General features: G+C 72.7%; 18 protein-coding genes. 8 read left to right on the forward strand and 10 right to left on the reverse strand.

The annotated features are described in order from the left end of the window. Positions 1 to 23: 23 nt before the first annotated feature. The 6 genes from HD596_RS55060 to HD596_RS55085 are packed head-to-tail and all read right to left on the reverse strand — an operon-like array spanning position 24 to position 5,374. The gene (locus HD596_RS55060; RefSeq protein WP_221520052.1) at positions 24 to 797 is read right to left on the reverse strand and encodes an NAD(P)-dependent oxidoreductase; all 774 of its coding nucleotides are present in this window, start codon (positions 795 to 797) and stop codon (positions 24 to 26) included. A gap of 37 nt (positions 798 to 834) precedes the next feature. Next, a complete protein-coding gene (locus tag HD596_RS64450; RefSeq protein ID WP_281398359.1) occupies positions 835 to 1,596 on the reverse strand; it encodes an IclR family transcriptional regulator in 762 nt (253 codons plus the stop codon). 37 nt (positions 1,597 to 1,633) lie between these two features. Next, positions 1,634 to 2,224: an RraA family protein gene (locus tag HD596_RS55070; RefSeq protein WP_185077367.1), complete on the reverse strand. Its 591-nt coding sequence runs from the start codon at positions 2,222 to 2,224 to the stop codon at positions 1,634 to 1,636. Positions 2,225 to 2,236: 12 nt separating this feature from the next. Continuing rightward, the gene (locus HD596_RS55075; RefSeq protein ID WP_185077368.1) at positions 2,237 to 3,241 is read right to left on the reverse strand and encodes a tripartite tricarboxylate transporter substrate binding protein; all 1,005 of its coding nucleotides are present in this window, start codon (positions 3,239 to 3,241) and stop codon (positions 2,237 to 2,239) included. A 28-nt stretch (positions 3,242 to 3,269) separates the two neighbouring features. Further along, positions 3,270 to 4,805: a tripartite tricarboxylate transporter permease gene (locus tag HD596_RS55080; RefSeq protein WP_185077369.1), complete on the reverse strand. Its 1,536-nt coding sequence runs from the start codon at positions 4,803 to 4,805 to the stop codon at positions 3,270 to 3,272. Further along, a complete protein-coding gene (locus HD596_RS55085) occupies positions 4,805 to 5,374 on the reverse strand; it encodes a tripartite tricarboxylate transporter TctB family protein (RefSeq protein WP_185077370.1) in 570 nt (189 codons plus the stop codon). The genes HD596_RS55080 and HD596_RS55085 overlap by 1 nt, the downstream gene beginning before the upstream one ends. 158 nt (positions 5,375 to 5,532) lie before the next feature. Here HD596_RS55085 and HD596_RS55090 point away from each other — a divergent pair, with 158 nt between their 5' ends. The 3 genes from HD596_RS55090 to HD596_RS55100 are packed head-to-tail and all read left to right on the forward strand — an operon-like array spanning position 5,533 to position 7,923. Beyond that, positions 5,533 to 6,039, forward strand: coding sequence for a PadR family transcriptional regulator (locus HD596_RS55090; RefSeq protein WP_185077371.1), 507 nt, complete (start codon positions 5,533 to 5,535; stop codon positions 6,037 to 6,039). Then, the gene (locus tag HD596_RS55095; RefSeq protein ID WP_185077372.1) at positions 6,032 to 6,697 is read left to right on the forward strand and encodes an ABC transporter ATP-binding protein; all 666 of its coding nucleotides are present in this window, start codon (positions 6,032 to 6,034) and stop codon (positions 6,695 to 6,697) included. The genes HD596_RS55090 and HD596_RS55095 overlap by 8 nt, the downstream gene beginning before the upstream one ends. Then, positions 6,694 to 7,923, forward strand: coding sequence for a hypothetical protein (locus tag HD596_RS55100; protein ID WP_185077373.1), 1,230 nt, complete (start codon positions 6,694 to 6,696; stop codon positions 7,921 to 7,923). The genes HD596_RS55095 and HD596_RS55100 overlap by 4 nt, the downstream gene beginning before the upstream one ends. Before the next feature lie 75 nt (positions 7,924 to 7,998). Here HD596_RS55100 and HD596_RS55105 read toward each other — a convergent pair whose 3' ends face one another. From HD596_RS55105 to HD596_RS55120, 4 genes are all read right to left on the reverse strand, one after another. Continuing rightward, positions 7,999 to 9,954, reverse strand: a complete 1,956-nt coding sequence (locus tag HD596_RS55105; protein ID WP_185077374.1) for a glycoside hydrolase family 71 protein — start codon at positions 9,952 to 9,954, stop codon at positions 7,999 to 8,001. 208 nt (positions 9,955 to 10,162) lie between these two features. Continuing rightward, the gene (locus HD596_RS55110; RefSeq protein WP_185077375.1) at positions 10,163 to 10,606 is read right to left on the reverse strand and encodes an SPW repeat protein; all 444 of its coding nucleotides are present in this window, start codon (positions 10,604 to 10,606) and stop codon (positions 10,163 to 10,165) included. Between the two features lie 113 nt (positions 10,607 to 10,719). Continuing rightward, entirely contained in the window at positions 10,720 to 11,397 is a 678-nt protein-coding gene (locus tag HD596_RS55115; protein WP_185077376.1) for a cation efflux transmembrane domain-containing protein, read from the reverse strand. Beyond that, the gene (locus HD596_RS55120; RefSeq protein WP_185077377.1) at positions 11,394 to 11,765 is read right to left on the reverse strand and encodes an ArsR/SmtB family transcription factor; all 372 of its coding nucleotides are present in this window, start codon (positions 11,763 to 11,765) and stop codon (positions 11,394 to 11,396) included. The genes HD596_RS55115 and HD596_RS55120 overlap by 4 nt, the downstream gene beginning before the upstream one ends. 131 nt (positions 11,766 to 11,896) lie before the next feature. Between HD596_RS55120 and HD596_RS55125 the strand changes: the two genes are divergently transcribed. Genes HD596_RS55125 through HD596_RS55145 form a run of 5 tightly spaced genes read left to right on the forward strand, consistent with a single transcriptional unit; the run spans position 11,897 to position 16,746 of the window. Continuing rightward, positions 11,897 to 12,685 (forward strand): Fpg/Nei family DNA glycosylase, encoded by a 789-nt coding sequence (locus HD596_RS55125; RefSeq protein WP_185077378.1) that lies wholly within the window; start codon positions 11,897 to 11,899, stop codon positions 12,683 to 12,685. Next, entirely contained in the window at positions 12,649 to 12,975 is a 327-nt protein-coding gene (locus tag HD596_RS55130; RefSeq protein WP_221520053.1) for a hypothetical protein, read from the forward strand. Before HD596_RS55125 ends, HD596_RS55130 begins: the two co-directional genes overlap by 37 nt. Positions 12,976 to 13,035: 60 nt before the next feature. Then, a complete protein-coding gene (locus HD596_RS55135) occupies positions 13,036 to 13,563 on the forward strand; it encodes a (2Fe-2S)-binding protein (protein WP_185077379.1) in 528 nt (175 codons plus the stop codon). Continuing rightward, positions 13,556 to 14,545 (forward strand): FAD binding domain-containing protein, encoded by a 990-nt coding sequence (locus tag HD596_RS55140; RefSeq protein ID WP_185077380.1) that lies wholly within the window; start codon positions 13,556 to 13,558, stop codon positions 14,543 to 14,545. The genes HD596_RS55135 and HD596_RS55140 overlap by 8 nt, the downstream gene beginning before the upstream one ends. Beyond that, on the forward strand, positions 14,542 to 16,746 hold the full coding sequence (locus HD596_RS55145; protein ID WP_185077381.1) for a xanthine dehydrogenase family protein molybdopterin-binding subunit: 2,205 nt from the start codon (positions 14,542 to 14,544) through the stop codon (positions 16,744 to 16,746). Before HD596_RS55140 ends, HD596_RS55145 begins: the two co-directional genes overlap by 4 nt. The last annotated feature ends 108 nt before the right edge of the window (positions 16,747 to 16,854 follow it).

Here is a 16,854-nt window from a genome sequence, read left to right on the forward strand (position 1 = left end):
AGAACCCACCGGCAGAAGCGGCCTCAGCCGGCGGACAGGCGGCGGAGGGTCTGCTCGGCCGCGCGGGTCATCTCGGCGGGCACCCCGAGGACGTCCAGGTAGGCGCCGGTGTCGCGCATCTCCATGGCCCGCCGTACGGCATGCGTACGGGTACCCGTCAGGAACCGGTCGATGACGGCCTGGCCGTCACCCGCGAGCTGCTTGGCGATCTCGACCCGGATCCAGTCCTCGTCGCCCGCCGCCCGCCCCGCCGCGACGGCCTCGCAGACCACCGAGGCCAGCCCCTTCATGAACACGCTGCGCAGCAGCTTGCGGCCCATGGCCGCCCCCGGAGGCCCGTCCAGGACCTCCACGGAGACCTCGCGCGGGCCGCCGAGCGGGCGGACGAGCCGGGCGATCGCGTCCGCTCCCGGCCCGCTGGCCAGCAGCGGGACCAGGTGCCGGTGCAACGGCACAGGGCCCAGGATGGCCACGTCGGCGAAGTCGGCGCGCTCGCCGACCATCCGGCCGAGCCGCTCCATGACCTCCGGGGAGGCCGAGGTGAAGTCGGCGTAGCAGGCGCCCGGCGCCAGGTGGGGCAGGCACTGCTCGGCCACCGAGGGAGCCGCGGCGGCCCCGGTCAGGACGAGCACGTACGCGGCCTGCTCGACGGCCTCCGGAAGGGTCGCCGTCCTGGTGACGCCTTCGGGGGTGGGGGTGTCGCCGGGGTCGTACCCGAGCACTTCGTGCCCGGCGGCGGCGAGCGCGGCGGCATAGACGCCACCCGCCTCGCCCAGTCCGATGACGGCGCAACGCATGATCAATCTTTTCAGTCCTCTGGAATGTGCAGCATGGCTAAAGGTCGCGTGCCCGGCCGAGTGCGGCGGCGGCGCGGCGCAGCTCCGGCACCCAGCCGAGCATCTCGCTCTCGGGGTGGCGCTCGGCGGGGCCGACGATGCCCACCGACGCCATGGAGTGGCCGTCCGGGGCCGGCACGGGCGCGCTGATGCCCGAGCTCCCGAGCACGCGTTCGTTCACGGAGAAGTGGTAGCCGCGTTCCCTGATCTGCTCCAGCTCGGCCCGCAGGTCCGCCTCGCTGACCGGCCTGCCGCCGGCGGTGCCCAGGTCGCGGACCGCGGCGATCAGGGCGTCGAGCTCGTCGTCCGGCATGGCCGCCGCGAGCACCTTGCCGGCGCCCAGGTGCAGCGGCAGCCGGCGGCCGATGGGCAGCTGGTAGCGCAGCGGGTCGGCGCCGTCGACGCGAGCGATCACGATGCGTTCCAGGCCCGACCTGATGTGCAGCGTCGTGGTCAGGCCGGTGGTGGCGGCCAGCTCCTGGAGCACGGGGGTGGCCGCGCGGCTGAGGCCGTCGGTGACGAGGAAGCCGTGGGCGATGGCGAGGCTGGCCGGGCCGAGGTGGTAGGCCTGCTGCCCGGCGACCACGAACCCGCGCCGCTGCAGCACCCCGAGCAGGCGCAGCGTCGTGGCCGGGGACAGCCCGGCCCGCCGCGCGACCTCCGACAGCCGCAGCGGCTTGTCGCTGCGCTCCAGCACCTCGATCACGTCGAACGCGCGCTCGACCGAGCGCATGGACGGCTGCGGCTGTCCGGCGGTCATCGGCGGAACCCTTTCTCGCACGCGGATGAACCTGTCGTCACGCGGATTCAAGGATGGCAGCCCGTTTGCCCTCCTCGGTCACGAAGACGGCCTCCGCGGCCTGCGCGACCCGCTCGGCGTCGGCGAGCGGGACGACGACCACGCCGTCGGCGTCGCCGAGGATCAGGTCGCCCGGCGCGATGGCGACGCCGCCGACCGCGACGGTGCGGCCGAGGTGGCCGGGCCCGTTCTTGTACGGCCCCGCGGGCGTCACCGCGCGGGCGAAGACGGGCATGCCCATCTCGCCGAGCCCGCCGGCGTCCCTGACGGCCCCGTCGATGACGAACCCGGCCACGCCCTTGTTCTTGGCACGCTGCCCGATCAGCTCGCCGATCAGCGCCCTGGACTCGTCGCCGCCGCCGTTGACCACGATGACGTCGCCGGGTTCGACGACGTCGAGCGCCTGGTGGATGAGCGCGTTGTCACCCGATCGGGTCCAGATGGTGAAGGCGCGCCCGGCCACGCGGGCGCCCGGCCAGATGGGGCGGATGCGGGAGTCGAGGACGCCGAGGCGGTCCATGGCGTCGCCGATGTTGGCGGTGGGCAGGGCGGCCAGCCGGGCCAGCGCGTCCTGGGAGGTCTCGCTCATTGAGGGCGCCTTTCAGCTCTTGGTGTTGCGGACGAGGGGGAGGGCCTGCTTGACCGTGGTCTCCTGGTCGGCCCAGTACGTGCTGTAGTCCTGGCCGGACTTGTAGGCGGTGGCCAGGCCGAGGTCCTTCATCTTGGCGACGACCGCCGGGTCCTCGATCGCCTTCTTCAGGGCGCCTTCGAGCTTGACGCGGACCGGGTCGGGCAGCCCGGCGGGCGCCGAGTAGCCGCGGGCCGTCGCCGCCTCGACCTGGTAGCCCTGCTCGGCGAAGGTGGGCGCGTCGGGCAGGAACGGGCTCCGCTCGGCCGACATGACGCCGAGCACCTGGATCTTGCCCTGGGCGACGAGGTCCTTGACGTCGCTCACGTTGCCGACGTACGCCTCGACGTGCTTGCCGAGGAAGGCGGCGATGGCCGACGCCGCGCCCTCCGAGAAGTGCACGGGGGCGAACTCGGCCCCGGTCTTCTGCTGGATGTCGGCCAGGGCGAAGTGCTCGCCCGTCTGCACCCCGGTCGTGGTCGCGGTGACGCTCTTCGGCTTGGCCTTGACCGCCTCGATCAGGGCTTTCAGATCCTTGTACGGGCTGCCGGGCGCGACCCCGACCAGCATCGGGTCGAGCACCTGCATGCCCAGCGGCTGGAAGCTCTGCCGGGTGTAGGTGGCGCCCCGGCTCGGGTCGAGGGGCGAGACGACGACGGACGGCGATCCGGTGGCGCCGATGGTGTAGCCGTCGGGCTTGGCCCTGGTGAGCGCGGTGTAGCCGATCTGGCCCCCGGCGCCCGGCTTGTTGAGCACTTCGACGTTCGTACCCAGCTCCTTCTCCAGGACGGGCGCGACCACGCGGGCCGCCGCGTCGACGGCCGCCCCGGGTGCGAACGAGACGATCAGCGTGACCGGCTTGCCCTTGCGCGGCCAGGCGCCCGCCGTGCTTGACTGCGGGCCGCCGGACTGCTGGGCGCCGCACGCGGCGAGCGCCGTCGCCACGGCCACGGCCGTGACTGCGATCTTGACTTTCACGATGGCTCCTTCTCGGGGGGTGGTGGCCTCAGGCCTCGGGGTCCTCGGCCAGGACGGCGGGTTTGCGCAGCCCCGCCGGCCGGCCCAGCAGCCGGCCCAGTAGCCGGCTCAGCAGCGGGCTCGCGGCGATGGCGAGCGCGATCACCAGCAGGACGACGCAGATCGGACGGGTCAGGAAGACGGTGAGGTCGCCTTGCGACAGCTCCAGCGACTCGCGCAGGGAACGCTCCATGAGGGGGCCGAGCACGAGGGTGAGCACCAGGGGCGCCAGGGGGATGTCCAGGCGGCGCAGCACGAGGCCGAGCAGCCCGAAGGCGACCATGACGAACACGTCGAAGACGGAGAAGTTGATCGTGTACGCGCCCACGACCATGAACGTGAGGATCAGCGCGGTCAGCACCGGGTACGGGATGCGCAGGATCGACGTCCACACCCGGACCAGCGGCACGTTGAGCACCAGCAGGATGACGTTGCCGACGAACAGGCTGGCGATGATCCCCCACGCGACGTCGGCGTGCTCGGCGAACAGGGTCGGGCCCGGCGTCAGCCCCTGCTGCAGGAACGCGCCCATGAGCACGGCGATCGTCGGGGAGGCCGGGATGCCGAGGGTGAACAGGGGCACGAGGGCGCCGTTCGCGTGCGCGTTGTTGGCCGTTTCCGGCCCCGCGACGCCCTCCACCGCGCCCGACCCCAGCTCGGCGCGGTGCCTGCTGAACCTGCGCTCCGCGCCGTAGGCGAGCAGCGAGGAGACCGAGCCGGTCATCCCGGGGACGAGCCCGAGCGCGAACCCGATCCCGGTGCCCCTGGCGATCGCCGGCGCGCTGCGCCGCAGGTCGGCCCGGCCCGGCAGGAGCGCCCGCAGGCCGGGGGCCGCCGCCTGGGCGGTGCCGCCTTTGGCCGACGCGAGGATCTCCGACAGGCCGAAGAGCCCGATGATGACGGCGACGAAGCTGATGCCGTCGAGCAGGCGTTCGCTGCCGAAGGTGAACCTCGGCGCCCCGGCCACCGGGTCGATGCCGACCATCGAGATCATCAGGCCGAGCACGCCGGAGATGAGCGCCTTGGTCATCGAGCGGCCGGCGAGCGCGACGAGCAGGGAGATGCCGAGCACCATGAGCGCGAAGAACTCCGGCGGCCCGATCCGCAGGCCCAGGTCGCCGAGCGGCTTGGCGGCGACGACGAGGCCGACGGTGGCGACGGTGCCGCCGACGAATGAGCCGAGCGCCGCGATGGTGAGCGCCACTCCCGCGCGGCCCTGCTTGGTCATGGCGTAGCCGTCGATCGTGGTGATCGCGGAGGCGGCCTCTCCCGGGGTGTTGAGCAGGACGCTGGTGATGGTGCCGCCGTACTGGGTGCCGTAGAAGATGGCGGCCAGCATGATGATGGCGCTGGTCGGGTCCAGGTTGAGGGTGAGCGGGATGAGCAGCGCCACCCCGGCGACGGGCCCGATGCCCGGCAGCACCCCGATCAGGGTGCCGAGCAGGCAGCCGATGAACGCGTACAGGAGGTTCTGCGGGGACAGGGCCGTGGCGAGCCCGCCGAGCAGGTCGGCCAGGACGTGCATCACAGCCCCCAGCCGGCCAGGAGCGGCAGCGCCGACGGCGGCAGCTGCACCATCAGCCCCTGGTCGAAGCCGTGGTAGACGCCCACGCTGCCGACCAGGGCGAGCACCAGCGACAGCGCCCAGCTCCGGCCCGCGCGCCACTTGAGGTGGAACATGAGGAACGCGAACACGCTGATCTGGTAGCCGGCCAGGTCCATGACGGCCGCGAGCACCACCAGGCTGCCGAGCACGGCGGCGGCGTGGCCCACGTCGGTGCGCTCGGCCGGGCCGTCCTCGCCCGCGCGGGCCCGCCTCGTCTGGGCGGCCCAGGCCAGCGCGAGCAGCCCGAGCGCGATGGCCAGCACGAACGGGAAGAACCCCGGCCCGGGACCGAACGAGGTCCACAGGCCGAGCCCCAGGGACTCGACGGCGACGTAGAACGAGAGCGCGACGAGGACCACCTGCGCGCCCGCTGTCAGCCTCGCGCTGGAAGCTCGCGCGGCCGTGACCTGATCGTTCGGGGCGGGGGGATGCTCGGCGAACGCCTGTTCATGGCTCATGGGGGTGTGGCCGCCTTCCAGTCTTTTCACACAGTGAAAAGTCTTTCCATTTCATGACAAGCGTGCTGGGAGGCGTGCGGACATGTCAAGGGTTACGCGGAGGTTTCCAGTGATGACCGGAAGGTGACGTACCGGATCAGGCGACGGAAAGGGCCGCCCAACTATTCATTGAATGTATAGTTCCGATCATGTCCACAGCTCATGTGATGCTCGGGCTGCTCGCAGAGCGCCCGAAACACGGCTACGAGCTCAAGAAGGAGCACGATCACCGCCTGGCCGGCGCCAAGCCGCTGGCCTACGGGCAGGTCTACGCCACGCTGCAGCGGCTGGAACGCGACGGCTTCGCGGAGGTGGCGGAGACCCAGCAGGAGGGCGGCCCCGAGCGGACCATGTACGCGATCACCGGCAGCGGCCGGGAGGAGCTGGCCCGGTGGCTGAACACCGTGGAGCCGCCGGCGCCGTATGTCGCCAGCTCGCTGTTCGCCCGGGTCGCCGTCGCCGGACGCGGTGCCGACGGCTACCTCCTGCGGCAGCGCGAGGCGCATCTGGCCCGCATGCGGGAGCTGACCGCCGCGAAGGCGGCCGGCCCGCCCGCCCAGGTGCTGGCGGCCGACTTCGCGCTCCAGCACCTCGACGCCGACCTGCGCTGGATCGAGACCGCACTGTCGCGGCTGAAGGAGAACAACGATGCTTGAGGCCAGAGGCCTGACGAAGTCGTACGGCAGGACCAGGGCGCTGACAGGCGTCTCCCTCCAGCTCGCGGAGGGCGAGATCCTCGCGGTCACCGGGCCGAGCGGATCGGGCAAGTCGACGCTGCTGCACTGCCTGGCCGGGATCGTCCGCCCGGAGTCCGGCGAGGTCGTCCTGGACGGCAGGCGGATCGACACGCTGGCCGAGGCGGAGCTGACCAGGCTGCGCCGCGAGAGCTTCGGCGTGGTCTTCCAGTTCGGGGAGCTGGTGCCCGAGCTCACCGCGGCGGAGAACGTCGCGTTACCGATGCTGTTCAACCGGCACGGCAGGCAGGAGGCGATGAACGCCGCGGCCGACATGCTGGCCCGGCTGGAGGTGTCCGACTGCGCCGATCAGCGGCCCGGCGAGCTGTCCGGGGGCCAGCTGCAGCGGGTGGCCGTCGCGCGGGCGCTGGTGACCGGCCCGCGCGTGGTCTTCGCCGACGAGCCCACCGGGGCGCTGGACACCCTCGGCGGCGAGCAGGTGATGAGCGCGCTGCTGGGCGCGGCCCGCGCCGGCGGCACCGCCGTGGTCCTGGTCACCCACGACAACCGGGTGGCGGCCTACGCCGACCGCGAGATCGCCCTGCGCGACGGGGCCGTGCTGACGGGGATCAGCCAATGATCACCGTCATGCGCATGCTGAACAGGGGGCGCTCGCGAGCCGAGCGGGCCCGCGCCTGGCTGGTCGCCGCCGGCGCGGGGCTGGCGACGTTCCTGGTCTGCACGGCCGTCAGCCTGGCCGACCTGCGGGACGAGGGCGGCTCGCTGACCGGGCTGGCCCTGGCCCTGCTGGCGCTGCCGGTCGCCGGCCTGGCGCACCAGTCCAACCGGCTCGGCTCGGCCACCAGGGAGCGCCGCCTGGCCGGCCTGCGGCTGGCCGGGGCCACGCCGGGCGACGTGCGCCTGCTAGGCGCCCTGGAGGGCGGCGTGTCGGCGCTGGGCGGCTCGCTGGCCGGCGCCGCGGTCTACGTGCTCACCCATCTCTCCGGGCCGTTGATCCAGGTGCCGGTGGTCATGGCCGTGATGGCGCTGGGCGGGGCCCTGTCGGGGGCACGCGCCGGCCGGCACGTCGTCAGCTCACCGCTGGGCCTGGTCCGCCGTTCGCCCCTGCGGGGGCCGAGAGTGGTGGACCTGCTCCTGGTCGTGGCGGGTGTGGGCCTGTTCGCTCTCGGCGGCGTGACGAAAGGCGGCTTCCCGCTCGCCGGGAAGTACGGGGCGGCTGTGGCCATCACGGCCGGGGTGGTGCTCATCCTGTTCGGGGTGACGCTGGCCACGACGTGGGTGATCAGGGCGTACGCGCGCCGCACCGGCCGCCGGGCCGGCTCCCCCGAGACGCTGCTGGCCGCGCGGCTGGTCGAGGCGGACCCGAGGGCCTGGGCCAGGGCCCTGTCCGTGGTGGGCCTGACGGTGTTCTTCGGCGCGGGCGCCGGCGCCCAGCAGGCGGGCATCGGCTACTCCCACGCCCATGCGCTCGTCGACGCCGCGCTCCTGGTGGCCCTGGTGACGTCGGCGGCCGCCCTCGTGGTCCACCAGGCAGAGGAGCTGCTCGATCACCGCCGCTCGTTCGCCGCACTGGCCGCCTCCGGGGTGCCGGAGCGGGCGCTGGGCGGGGTCCTCGTCCGGCAGGCGGTCATCGCCGCGCTGCCGATCTGCGTCGTGGCGGCGGTCGCGGGAACCGCGGTGGTGATCGTGCCCCTCGCCGGCATCTACCAGGTGGGGTGGCTCGGCTGGGCGGTCGGCAGGGCCGTGGCCATGGCGGGCATCGGGGTTCTGGCCGCGGTGCTCGTGGCCCTGGCGGCACGCCCGCTGCTGCGCGACACGCTCCGCCTGGAGCGGCTGCGCGCCTGACAGAGGCGCCGGCCCTGCTGCCGGGGGGACCCGCCGGATCCCCGGGCACCCGGCCCGGGGGTCCGGCGCGCCGCGTCAGCGTTCGCTGGAGGCCGCGCGGTAGTGCAGGTCCTGCACGTACGGCGTCGCGCTGATCGCGTACGGCGAGACCACCTTCGCCACCACCGCCGAGCTCCTGGTGACCGAGGCCGAAGCGGTGCCCGCCTTCAGCGGGAACGTCCTGGCGGACACCCCGGCGGGCGCGTCGTAGGTCTGCGTCGTGCCGCCGATCGTGACGGACACCTTGCCCGCCGCGGTCAGCATGGTGAGCACCTCGACGGTGTCGCGGGCCGCGGTGCTGCCGGCGCGCAGCTTCATGAGCTTGGTCTGCGCGTACGACGGCTCGGCCGCGACCGGCTGGACCCGGTGGGTCAGGTACGCCGCGTCGTTGGTGATCTTCGGGCAGCCGAGCTTATAGCAGGTCAGGTAATAAGCGTTGATATCCAGATACGTCCAGCCGGCGTTCCTGGAGGGGGCGAACTGGGTGTTCTCCGAGTAGTCGTTCCAGGTGGTGAGCTGCACCCACTCCGCCTTGCCGTCGATGGCCCCCTTCCAGGTGGCCCGCAGGTTCTCGGTGTTGCCCGCCTCGTCGAAGACGCTCTGGTTGGGACGCTCGTCCTGGACGGACACCGGCTGCATCCAGATCTTGCCCATGCCGTGGGCGCGATCGATGTTCGCCTGCAGGCCGGCGTTGGCGGCGGGGCTGCGGCTGCCCCAGTTCGAGAATCCGTAGCTGATGGAGGCGAAGGCGTCGCGGTACCTGTTGAAGTCGACGAACGTGGGCACCAGCGCGACCTTGATGCCGTGCTGCGTCTCCATGGCCTTCATCCAGTCCGACCACCAGGCGGGGGTGCGGGCCTCGGCCTTGAAGGGCGCGACGACGAGGCGGCCGTCGGTGAGCCGGTGGACCGACTTCGAGGCGGCCAGCTTGGCCATGGCGGTGGCGAAGGCGGCGCTGTCCACCGAGGACAGGCCGTTCATGTCCGGCATGAGCACGATCGTGAAGCCGGGGTCCACGGCCTCGGCCGCCTTGACGAGGGTCTGCACCCGCGTCCACTGCGCGCTGGTCACGGAGAGGATGTCGACGGTGAAGCCGTCCAGGCCCGCGGCGATGGCCTGCCGCACCTCGGTCTTGAGATCGGCCAGCGCGTAGTCGCCCGAGATCGGGTCACGTCCCAGCGGCCGGTCGCGCAGCAGCCCGCCGTAGGCGGCGTGCTTGCCGCTCTCGCCGTCCGGCTTGAGGTAGTTCCTGGCGTAGTAGTCGCCGGCCGGAGCCTGGTTGTCGAGGGAGATCGGATAGGGGCTGAAGTAGTGCGCGAACACCTTCTTGGCCGAGGCCCGCAGCGCCGCCGTGCTCGCCAGGGTGAACGGCAGGGGCCCGTCGGTCTGCTCGTCCCCGCTGCCTTCGGTGTAGGTGACCGTGAGTTTCGGTCCGCGGTTCCCGGTCTCGCGCGAGGACATCAGTACGGTCGTGGTGGCGTCGGTCCCGGTGAGGGCGAACGCGTACGTACCGTCGCCCTTGACGGCCGACGAGACGTCCAGCTTGGCCGTGGCGCCGGTGGTGAAGCCGGTGTGCGAGCCGATGACCGGCGCGCTCAGCGCCGGACGGGTGTCCCAGGTGGTGGCGGCCTCGCTCCAGGCGCCCGTCACCGGGCGGACGGAGACGGTGGTGTCCGTCGTTCTGGCCGAGACCACGTCCAGGGTGACCTTGACGTCCTCGGCGTCCTGCGGGATTCCGGTCACCTCGAAGCGGGTCAGTGCGGCGCGCTGCCCCGCGGTGGCACTGCCGCACGCGGTGCCGCAGACGCTCATCCACGTCGCGGTCGCGAAGCTCTTGGCCGGCTCGGCCTGGCTGACGAACACGTCCTCCACCGCGGCGAACGTCACGCTGACGGGGGCGGCTGCGGACGCCTGCGCGGGGGCCACAGCGGCTGCCGCCAGCATGGCGACGCCCGCCGCCGCCCCCGATAACGTCCGAGATCGGTTGGACATGAAACTCCCTTGCCTTACGGTACGGCCCCGCCCAGGCGGGGCCAGCTTGCACGGCCAAGGATGGATCATGCTCAAGCGTCGGATCCACGCTTTCCGGATAACTCACAGGTGCCGGACAGCCGACTGCGTCCCTTTCTCCTCGCGGGAGACGGGACGCAGTCGGCGGCGAGCCGCTTCGCTTTGCGGACCGGCAGTCCGCCCGGAAGCGTCAACGCCGATGTAGGGACATCGTGCCGAGCATGACGCAGGCCAGGCCGCATGCGACGATGACGATCCCCGTGATGACATTGTTGATGATCGTGCCGGCGCTGGCCGCGTGCGGGGGCAGCACCCACGGGGCGATGATCGTCCACACTCCGATGACCGGTACGACGAACGCCAGTCCGTGGATCCGGCCGTACGCCGAGGCTATCCCGGCCGCCAGCAGCGCCAGGGCGATACCGGTGATCAGATTGTTGACGGTCAGGGTCGAGCGCCCGAAGAATCCCACCACCCATGGCGAGATGGCCAGATAGAGGCCGCTCAGGAACGTCAGTCCGCTGACGGACTGCCCCGACCGGCTCTGCGCAGCCATGTCGTATTGAGCTCGCAGGGCCGCTATGTCCGGGTGCTGCCCCATATCGAGTTTCGGATGGAGTGGACTGTCAGCCATGTCCCACACCACCTTCCCCATACCGCGTGGAGGTTTGAATACGTAACCCCTTCCCCCACGGTCACGCCAACGCGCCCACCCCGGTCAACCTTTCCCCAAATCGCTTGGGGCGGCTATGACGGCGAGCAGCAACCGTCCGCGCAGGCGTCCGGCGCGGCGCCGGCGGGCACGGCGCAGCAGGCGTCCCCGCGCCAGGCGTCGCGCCCTTCCTTGACCGCGACCGCGGCGATGACCAGGGCGGCAACCGGGTCGGCCCAGGACCAGCCGAAGGCGCCGTTGAGCGCGAGCCCGGCCAGCAGCACCCCCGACAGGTAGGTGCACAGCAGGGTCTGCTTGGAGTCGGCCACGGCCGAGGCCGAGCCCAGCTCACGACCGGCGCGGCGCTGGGCGTACGACAGGAACGGCATGACGGCCAGGGACAGGGCGGCCAGGATCAGGCCCGGGGTGGAGTGTGCGGCCTCCCCCGCGCCGAGCAGGGCGCGCACGGCGTCGACGGTGATGTAGGCGGCCAGGGCGAAGAAGGAGACGGCGATGACGCGCAGCGCGGCCCGCTCGCGACGTTCGTGGTCGGCGGCGGAGAACTGCCAGGCCACCGCGGCGGCGGAGGCGACCTCGACGATCGAGTCCAGCCCGAAGCCGATGAGCGCCGTGGAGGAGGCGACGGTCCCCGCGGTGATGGCGACGACGGCCTCGATCACGTTGTACGTGATGGTGGCGGCGACCAGCAGCCGGATCCGGCGCCGGAGCGCGGCGCGGCGGGCCGGCGCCGGGCCCAGGTGCTGTGCGGTCACGACCCGGACTCCCCCACCTGGGCGGGGCGCAGGGTGACGGCGTGGCCCGTGGCGGCCAGCAGCTGCTCGGCGGAGGCCAGCAGGTCCATCAGCTCGGGCCGGGTCAGGGAGTAGAACGACTGGCGGCCTTCGGCCCGGTAGTCCACCAGGTCGCAGCCGCGCAGGCAGGCCAGGTGCTTGGAGACCGTGGACTGGGCCAGCCCGAGCTCGGCCGTCAGGTCCACCACGCGCGCCTCGCCCCTGGCCAGGCGCTGCACGATGCGCAGCCGGGTCTCGTCGGCCAGCGAGTGGAACAGCGACGCCGCGGGAGGGACCCCGGCGGCGATGTCGGCGCTGACACAGCGGCCACCGTCACTAACAATCGCCATATGGCGATGATAGCGCATAACCGCGATCATGCCGCCCGGGACATCCCCAAAGGGCCGTGGCCGGCTTGGGCCGCCCGGCCGCGACGCCCGTGACGGCGGGAGGAAGCGGCCCTGGTGGGCAGGGGTTCCCCATGCCGGAACTCCCCGACGTGGAGGGCTTCCGCCAGGTGCTGTCGGAGCACACCGGCGAGCCGATCAGGGCCGTACGCGTTCGCGACCCCGGGGTCCTGCGCGGCGTCGGCGCCGGGCGGCTGGCCGCCGCGCTGCGCGGACACCGGTTCGAGCGGCCGCGGCGGCACGGCAAGTGGCTGATCGCGCCCGCCGGCGGGCCGGTGCTGATGCTGCACTTCGGCATGACCGGCTCGCTGTCCTGGCACTCCCGCCAGGAGCCGTGGCACCGGCATGACCGTGTCGTCTGGCAGTTCGACGACGGCGAGCTGCGCTACCGCGACATGCGCAAGCTGCAGGGCATCCGCCTCGCCGACGACGAGGCCCAGGCCGGGCGGGTGCTCGGCGGTCTCGGCCCGGACGCGCGAGAGGTGTCGTACGCGTGCTTCGGCAGGCTGCTGTCGGGCCGCCGGGGACGGCTCAAGCCCGCGCTGATCGACCAGGCGTTCCTCGCCGGCCTGGGCAACCTGCTCGCCGACGAGATCTGCTGGCACGCCGGCGTCAACCCCCTGCGTGCCGCGGGAGATTTGGACGAGGCCGAGCGCGCCGCCTTGTACCGGGCGATGCGCCGGGTCCTGCGAGTGTCGATCAAGGCCCGATGCGTGCCCGCACGCGACACCTGGCTGACCGGGGCCCGCGACGAGCGCGGCGGCCCCTGCCCGCGCTGCGGCGCCCTCCTGTCCCGCCGCCGCGTCGCCGGCCGCACGACCGTCTGGTGCCCGGGCTGCCAGCCTCTTTTGCGGCCAAGCTGATCGAGTTCGTCGGCGACTCCATCACCGTCGGCACCACCACCCCCAAGAACGCCCTGACCGCGGACGGCTGCGTCGGCCTGGAGGCGCGCTTCCCCCAGCTCAACCCCAACGCCGCCACCCCGGACTGGAACTTCTCCCGCTACCAGGCCGACGCGGGGCGGCGATCTTCGCGCTGGAGACCTTCACCCGGCGGTACGCCGCGCAGACGCGGGCCGCGGTCACCGCCCGCAACTCCGCGGGCGACGCCAAGGCAGTACGATCGTTCGTACTCTTTATCCGGTGGCGTATAGTCGGTGAGAACAGACCTCCCCCCGTGAGGGCGCGGCGTGCCGTGCCGGAATCGAGGGGTTATGGCTCGTGAGGCAGGTCCCCGGCGTCCCGCGACCCCGGTCCCGCGGGTCGCCGTGACGTTGACCGTCAACGACGTCGACCATCGGCTCGACCTGGACCCCCGCGTGACCCTGCTGGACGCGTTGCGCGACAGGCTCGGGCTGACCGGCACCAAGAAGGGCTGCGACCAGGGCGCCTGCGGCGCGTGCACCGTGATGGCGGACGGCCGGCGGGTCCTGTCCTGCCTGACCCTGGCCGCGCAGTGCGAGGGCCGGGCGATCACCACCGTCGAGGGCCTCGCGACCGGCGGTGTCCTGCATCCGGTGCAGGAGGCGTTCGTCCGCCACGACGCCTTCCAGTGCGGCTACTGCACCTCCGGGCAGATCATGTCGGCGGTGTGCCTGCTCGCGGAGGGGCGCGCGGGATCCGACGCCGAGATCCGCGAGTTCATGAGCGGCAACCTGTGCCGGTGCGGCGCCTATCCCAACATCGTCGCGGCGATCCGCGAGGCCCGCGACCGGGTGGGGGCGGGTGGCCGCGATGCGTGAGTTCGAGTACGTCAGGGCGGGCGAGGTGGACCAGGCCGTGGCGACGGTGACCGCCGATCCCGCCGCGTCCTATCTCGCCGGCGGCACCACCCAGATCGACCTGATGAAGGACGGCGTCCTGGAGCCCGACCGGCTGATCGACATCACCCGGTTGCCGCTCGGCGGCATCCACCGCGACGGCGACGTGCTGCGCGTGGGCGCGCTGACCACGATGGAGGAACTGGCCGCCGACCCCACGGTGGCCGAGCGCCTGCCGTTCCTGCGCGAGGCGCTGCTGCTGGGCGCGTCCGTCCAGCTGCGGAACATGGCCACGATCGGCGGGAACCTGTTGCAGCGCACCCGCTGCCGCTACTTCCGCGACCCCACCGTCCCGGCGTGCAACAAGCGCCGCCGCGGTTCCGGCTGCGCCGCGCTACGCGGGGCCGCCAGGATGCACGCGATCCTGGGCGCGAGCGAGCACTGCGTCGCCCTGCACGCCTCCGACATGGCGGTGCCGCTCGTGGCCCTGGACGCGGTCGTCCACCTGCGCGGGACGGGCGGGGAGCGCTCGGTTCCGCTGACCGGGTTCTACCGCGTTCCGGGGGACACGCCCGACGTGGAGAACGTGCTCGCGCACGGCGAGCTGATCACCTCCGTGGACGTCCCGCTGCTCGCGCCGGACGCGCGTTCCACCTACCTCAAGATCCGCGACCGGGTCTCCTACGAGTTCGCGCTCACCTCCGCCGCCGTGGCCCTGCGCCTCGACGGCGGCCTGATCGGCGAGGCACGGGTCGCCCTGGGCGGCGTCGGGACGATCCCGTGGCGCGCGCCCGAGGCCGAGCGGGTCCTGCGGGGAGCGCCGGCGAGCCTGGAGGTCTTCACCGCGGCGGCCGAGGCCGCCGTCTGGGACCCGTTCACCGTGGAGGGCACCGCGTTCAAGGTCGAGCTGGCCAAGCGCACCCTGGTGCGCGCCCTGCGAACCGCCGCCGGAGGTGCGAGATGACGACCGTCGAGCAGGCCCGCCTGGTCGGCGAGGGAGTGGACCGGGTCGACGGCCCCCTGAAGGTCACCGGCGCCGCGCGCTACCCCAACGACTTCGGTTTCCCCGAGCTGGCGCACGCCGCGCTCGTCCGCAGCACCGTGGCCGCCGGGCGGATCAGCCGGCTCGACACGAGGGCCGCCCAGGACTCGCCCGGCGTGCTGGCGGTCATCACCCACCGGAACGCCCCCACGCTGGGACGAGCGCCCGACACGTTCCTGTCGGCCCCGCCGCCGCCGTTGCAGGACGACCGGATCCTGCACTACGGCCAGTACGTGGCCGTGGTGGTGGCGGGCACCGCCGAGGAGGCGACGGCCGCGGCCCGGCGGGTCGAGGCGGAGTACGAGTCGACCGAGCCGGTTCTCGACCTCCACGACCCCAGGGCCGAGGTGCTCACCGACCCGTTCGAGACGGACTCCAGCCGCGGCGACGCCGAGGCCGCCCTGGCCTCGGCCGAGGTGACGTTCGAGGCGACGTACACCACGGCCGCCAACACCAACAACCCGCTGGGTCTCTTCACCACCGTGGCCGCCTGGGACGGCGACGCCCTCACCGTCCACGACTCCACCCAGTGGCCCGGCGGCCTGCGCGCGGCGCTCGCGCGGGTGTTCGGCGTCCCGGAGAGCGGGGTGCGCGTGCTGGTCCCGTTCGTCGGCGGCGGCTTCGGGGCGGGGCTGCGCGTGTGGCCGCACGTCATCCTGGCGGCGCTGGCCGCGCGTACGGTGGACCGGCCCGTCAAGCTCGTGCTGACCCGCCCGGAGATGTTCACCGGCATCGGCCACCGCACGGCCACGGAGCAGCGGGTCAGGATCGGGGCCACCCGCGACGGGCGGCTGGTCGCGCTCGGCCACGAGAGCACCTCGACGCTGCAGATGGAGGGCGACAACTTCGAACCCTGCGCCTCCGGTACGGCTTACGCCTACGCCTGTCCCAACGTCGCCACGCGTGACCGGCAGGTCCGGCTGAACGTCACCTGGTGCAACTCGATGCGCGCGCCCGGCGAGGCACAGGGGAACTTCGCGCTGGAGTCGGCCATGGACGAGCTGTCCTACGAGCTCGGTATCGACCCGCTCGAGCTGCGGCTGCGTAACTACGCCGAGATCCACCCGCAACTCGGCCTCCCGTGGTCGAGCAAAGCCCTGCGCGAGTGCTACGAGGTCGGTGCCGAGCGGTTCGGCTGGTCGCGCCGCCCGCCCGAGCCCGGCTCGATGCGCGAGGGCGACTGGCTGATCGGGTACGGCCTGGCCGGCGTGTCGTTCTTCTGGTTCCAGAAGCCGTGCCAGGCGACCGCGACGCTGCGCGCGGACGGGACGGCTCTGGTGCGCAGCGCGGTGACCGACATCGGAACCGGCACCTACACGGTGATGACCCAGCTGTCGGCCGAGCTGCTCGGGCTGGACCTGCCGCGCGTCACCTTCGAGCTCGGCGACACCGAGCTGCCGCCGGGGGTCGTGGCGGGCGGCTCGGGCCTGACGGCCGGTCTCGGCAGCGCGATCCACGCCGCCTGCCGCAACCTCGTACAGGCCTTCCTGGACACCGTCCGCGACGATCCCACCTCTCCCCTGGCCGGGTGCGCCGCCGGCGAGGTCAGCGTCGGCCGCGGCCGCATCCACCGGACGGGTTCGCCCGAGTACGGCGAGTCCTACACCGACATCCTGGCCGCGCACGGCCTCCCCGAGCTGAGCGCCCGCGGCGCGAGCGCCCCGAACGACCCGCAGGAGCTCGGCCTGGCGCCCGCCGGGGCCTTCGGCGCGCGGTTCGTGGAGGTGCGGGTCGACCCGGAGCTCGGGCTGCTGCGGGTGGCCAGGGTCGTCTCGGTGATCGACGCCGGCCGGATCCTGAACGAGAAGACGGCCACCAGCCAGATCATCGGCGGCACGGTCGGCGGTATCGGCATGGCCATGTTCGAGGACACGATCACGGATCCGGGATCCGGGCGCATCGCCAACGCCACCTTCGGCGACTACCTGATCCCGGTCAACGCCGACGTACCCGACATGCAGGTGGTCTTCGTCGGCCGGCCCGACCGGTTCAACCCCATCGGGGTCAAGGGCGTGGGCGAGATCGGCCTCGTCGGCATGGGCGCGGCCATCGCCAACGCGGTCCACCACGCCACCGGCAGGCGCATCCGCTCGCTGCCCATCACGATCGACCGGCTCCTCTGACGCCGAGCCCCCACCGCGACGGCCGGGACGCTGGAGTCGGATGCCGAGCCCCCTCCGGCGCTCCCCGCCGCGACGGCCGGGACGCTGGAGTCGGAGCCGCGGCCCAAC

This window comes from Nonomuraea jabiensis (assembly GCF_014204795.1).
Taxonomy (GTDB): domain Bacteria; phylum Actinomycetota; class Actinomycetes; order Streptosporangiales; family Streptosporangiaceae; genus Nonomuraea; species Nonomuraea jabiensis.

Coding starts and splice junctions, on each gene's coding strand:
- HD596_RS55060 (WP_221520052.1), bottom strand. CDS start 797: ATGCGTTGCGCCGTCATCGGACTGGGCGAGGCGGGTGGCGTCTATGCC.
- HD596_RS64450 (WP_281398359.1), bottom strand. CDS start 1,596: ATGACCGCCGGACAGCCGCAGCCGTCCATGCGCTCGGTCGAGCGCGCG.
- HD596_RS55070 (WP_185077367.1), bottom strand. CDS start 2,224: ATGAGCGAGACCTCCCAGGACGCGCTGGCCCGGCTGGCCGCCCTGCCC.
- HD596_RS55080 (WP_185077369.1), bottom strand. CDS start 4,805: ATGCACGTCCTGGCCGACCTGCTCGGCGGGCTCGCCACGGCCCTGTCC.
- HD596_RS55090 (WP_185077371.1), top strand. CDS start 5,533: ATGTCCACAGCTCATGTGATGCTCGGGCTGCTCGCAGAGCGCCCGAAA.
- HD596_RS55095 (WP_185077372.1), top strand. CDS start 6,032: ATGCTTGAGGCCAGAGGCCTGACGAAGTCGTACGGCAGGACCAGGGCG.
- HD596_RS55100 (WP_185077373.1), top strand. CDS start 6,694: ATGATCACCGTCATGCGCATGCTGAACAGGGGGCGCTCGCGAGCCGAG.
- HD596_RS55105 (WP_185077374.1), bottom strand. CDS start 9,954: ATGTCCAACCGATCTCGGACGTTATCGGGGGCGGCGGCGGGCGTCGCC.
- HD596_RS55110 (WP_185077375.1), bottom strand. CDS start 10,606: ATGGCTGACAGTCCACTCCATCCGAAACTCGATATGGGGCAGCACCCG.
- HD596_RS55120 (WP_185077377.1), bottom strand. CDS start 11,765: ATGGCGATTGTTAGTGACGGTGGCCGCTGTGTCAGCGCCGACATCGCC.
- HD596_RS55125 (WP_185077378.1), top strand. CDS start 11,897: ATGCCGGAACTCCCCGACGTGGAGGGCTTCCGCCAGGTGCTGTCGGAG.
- HD596_RS55135 (WP_185077379.1), top strand. CDS start 13,036: ATGGCTCGTGAGGCAGGTCCCCGGCGTCCCGCGACCCCGGTCCCGCGG.
- HD596_RS55140 (WP_185077380.1), top strand. CDS start 13,556: ATGCGTGAGTTCGAGTACGTCAGGGCGGGCGAGGTGGACCAGGCCGTG.
- HD596_RS55145 (WP_185077381.1), top strand. CDS start 14,542: ATGACGACCGTCGAGCAGGCCCGCCTGGTCGGCGAGGGAGTGGACCGG.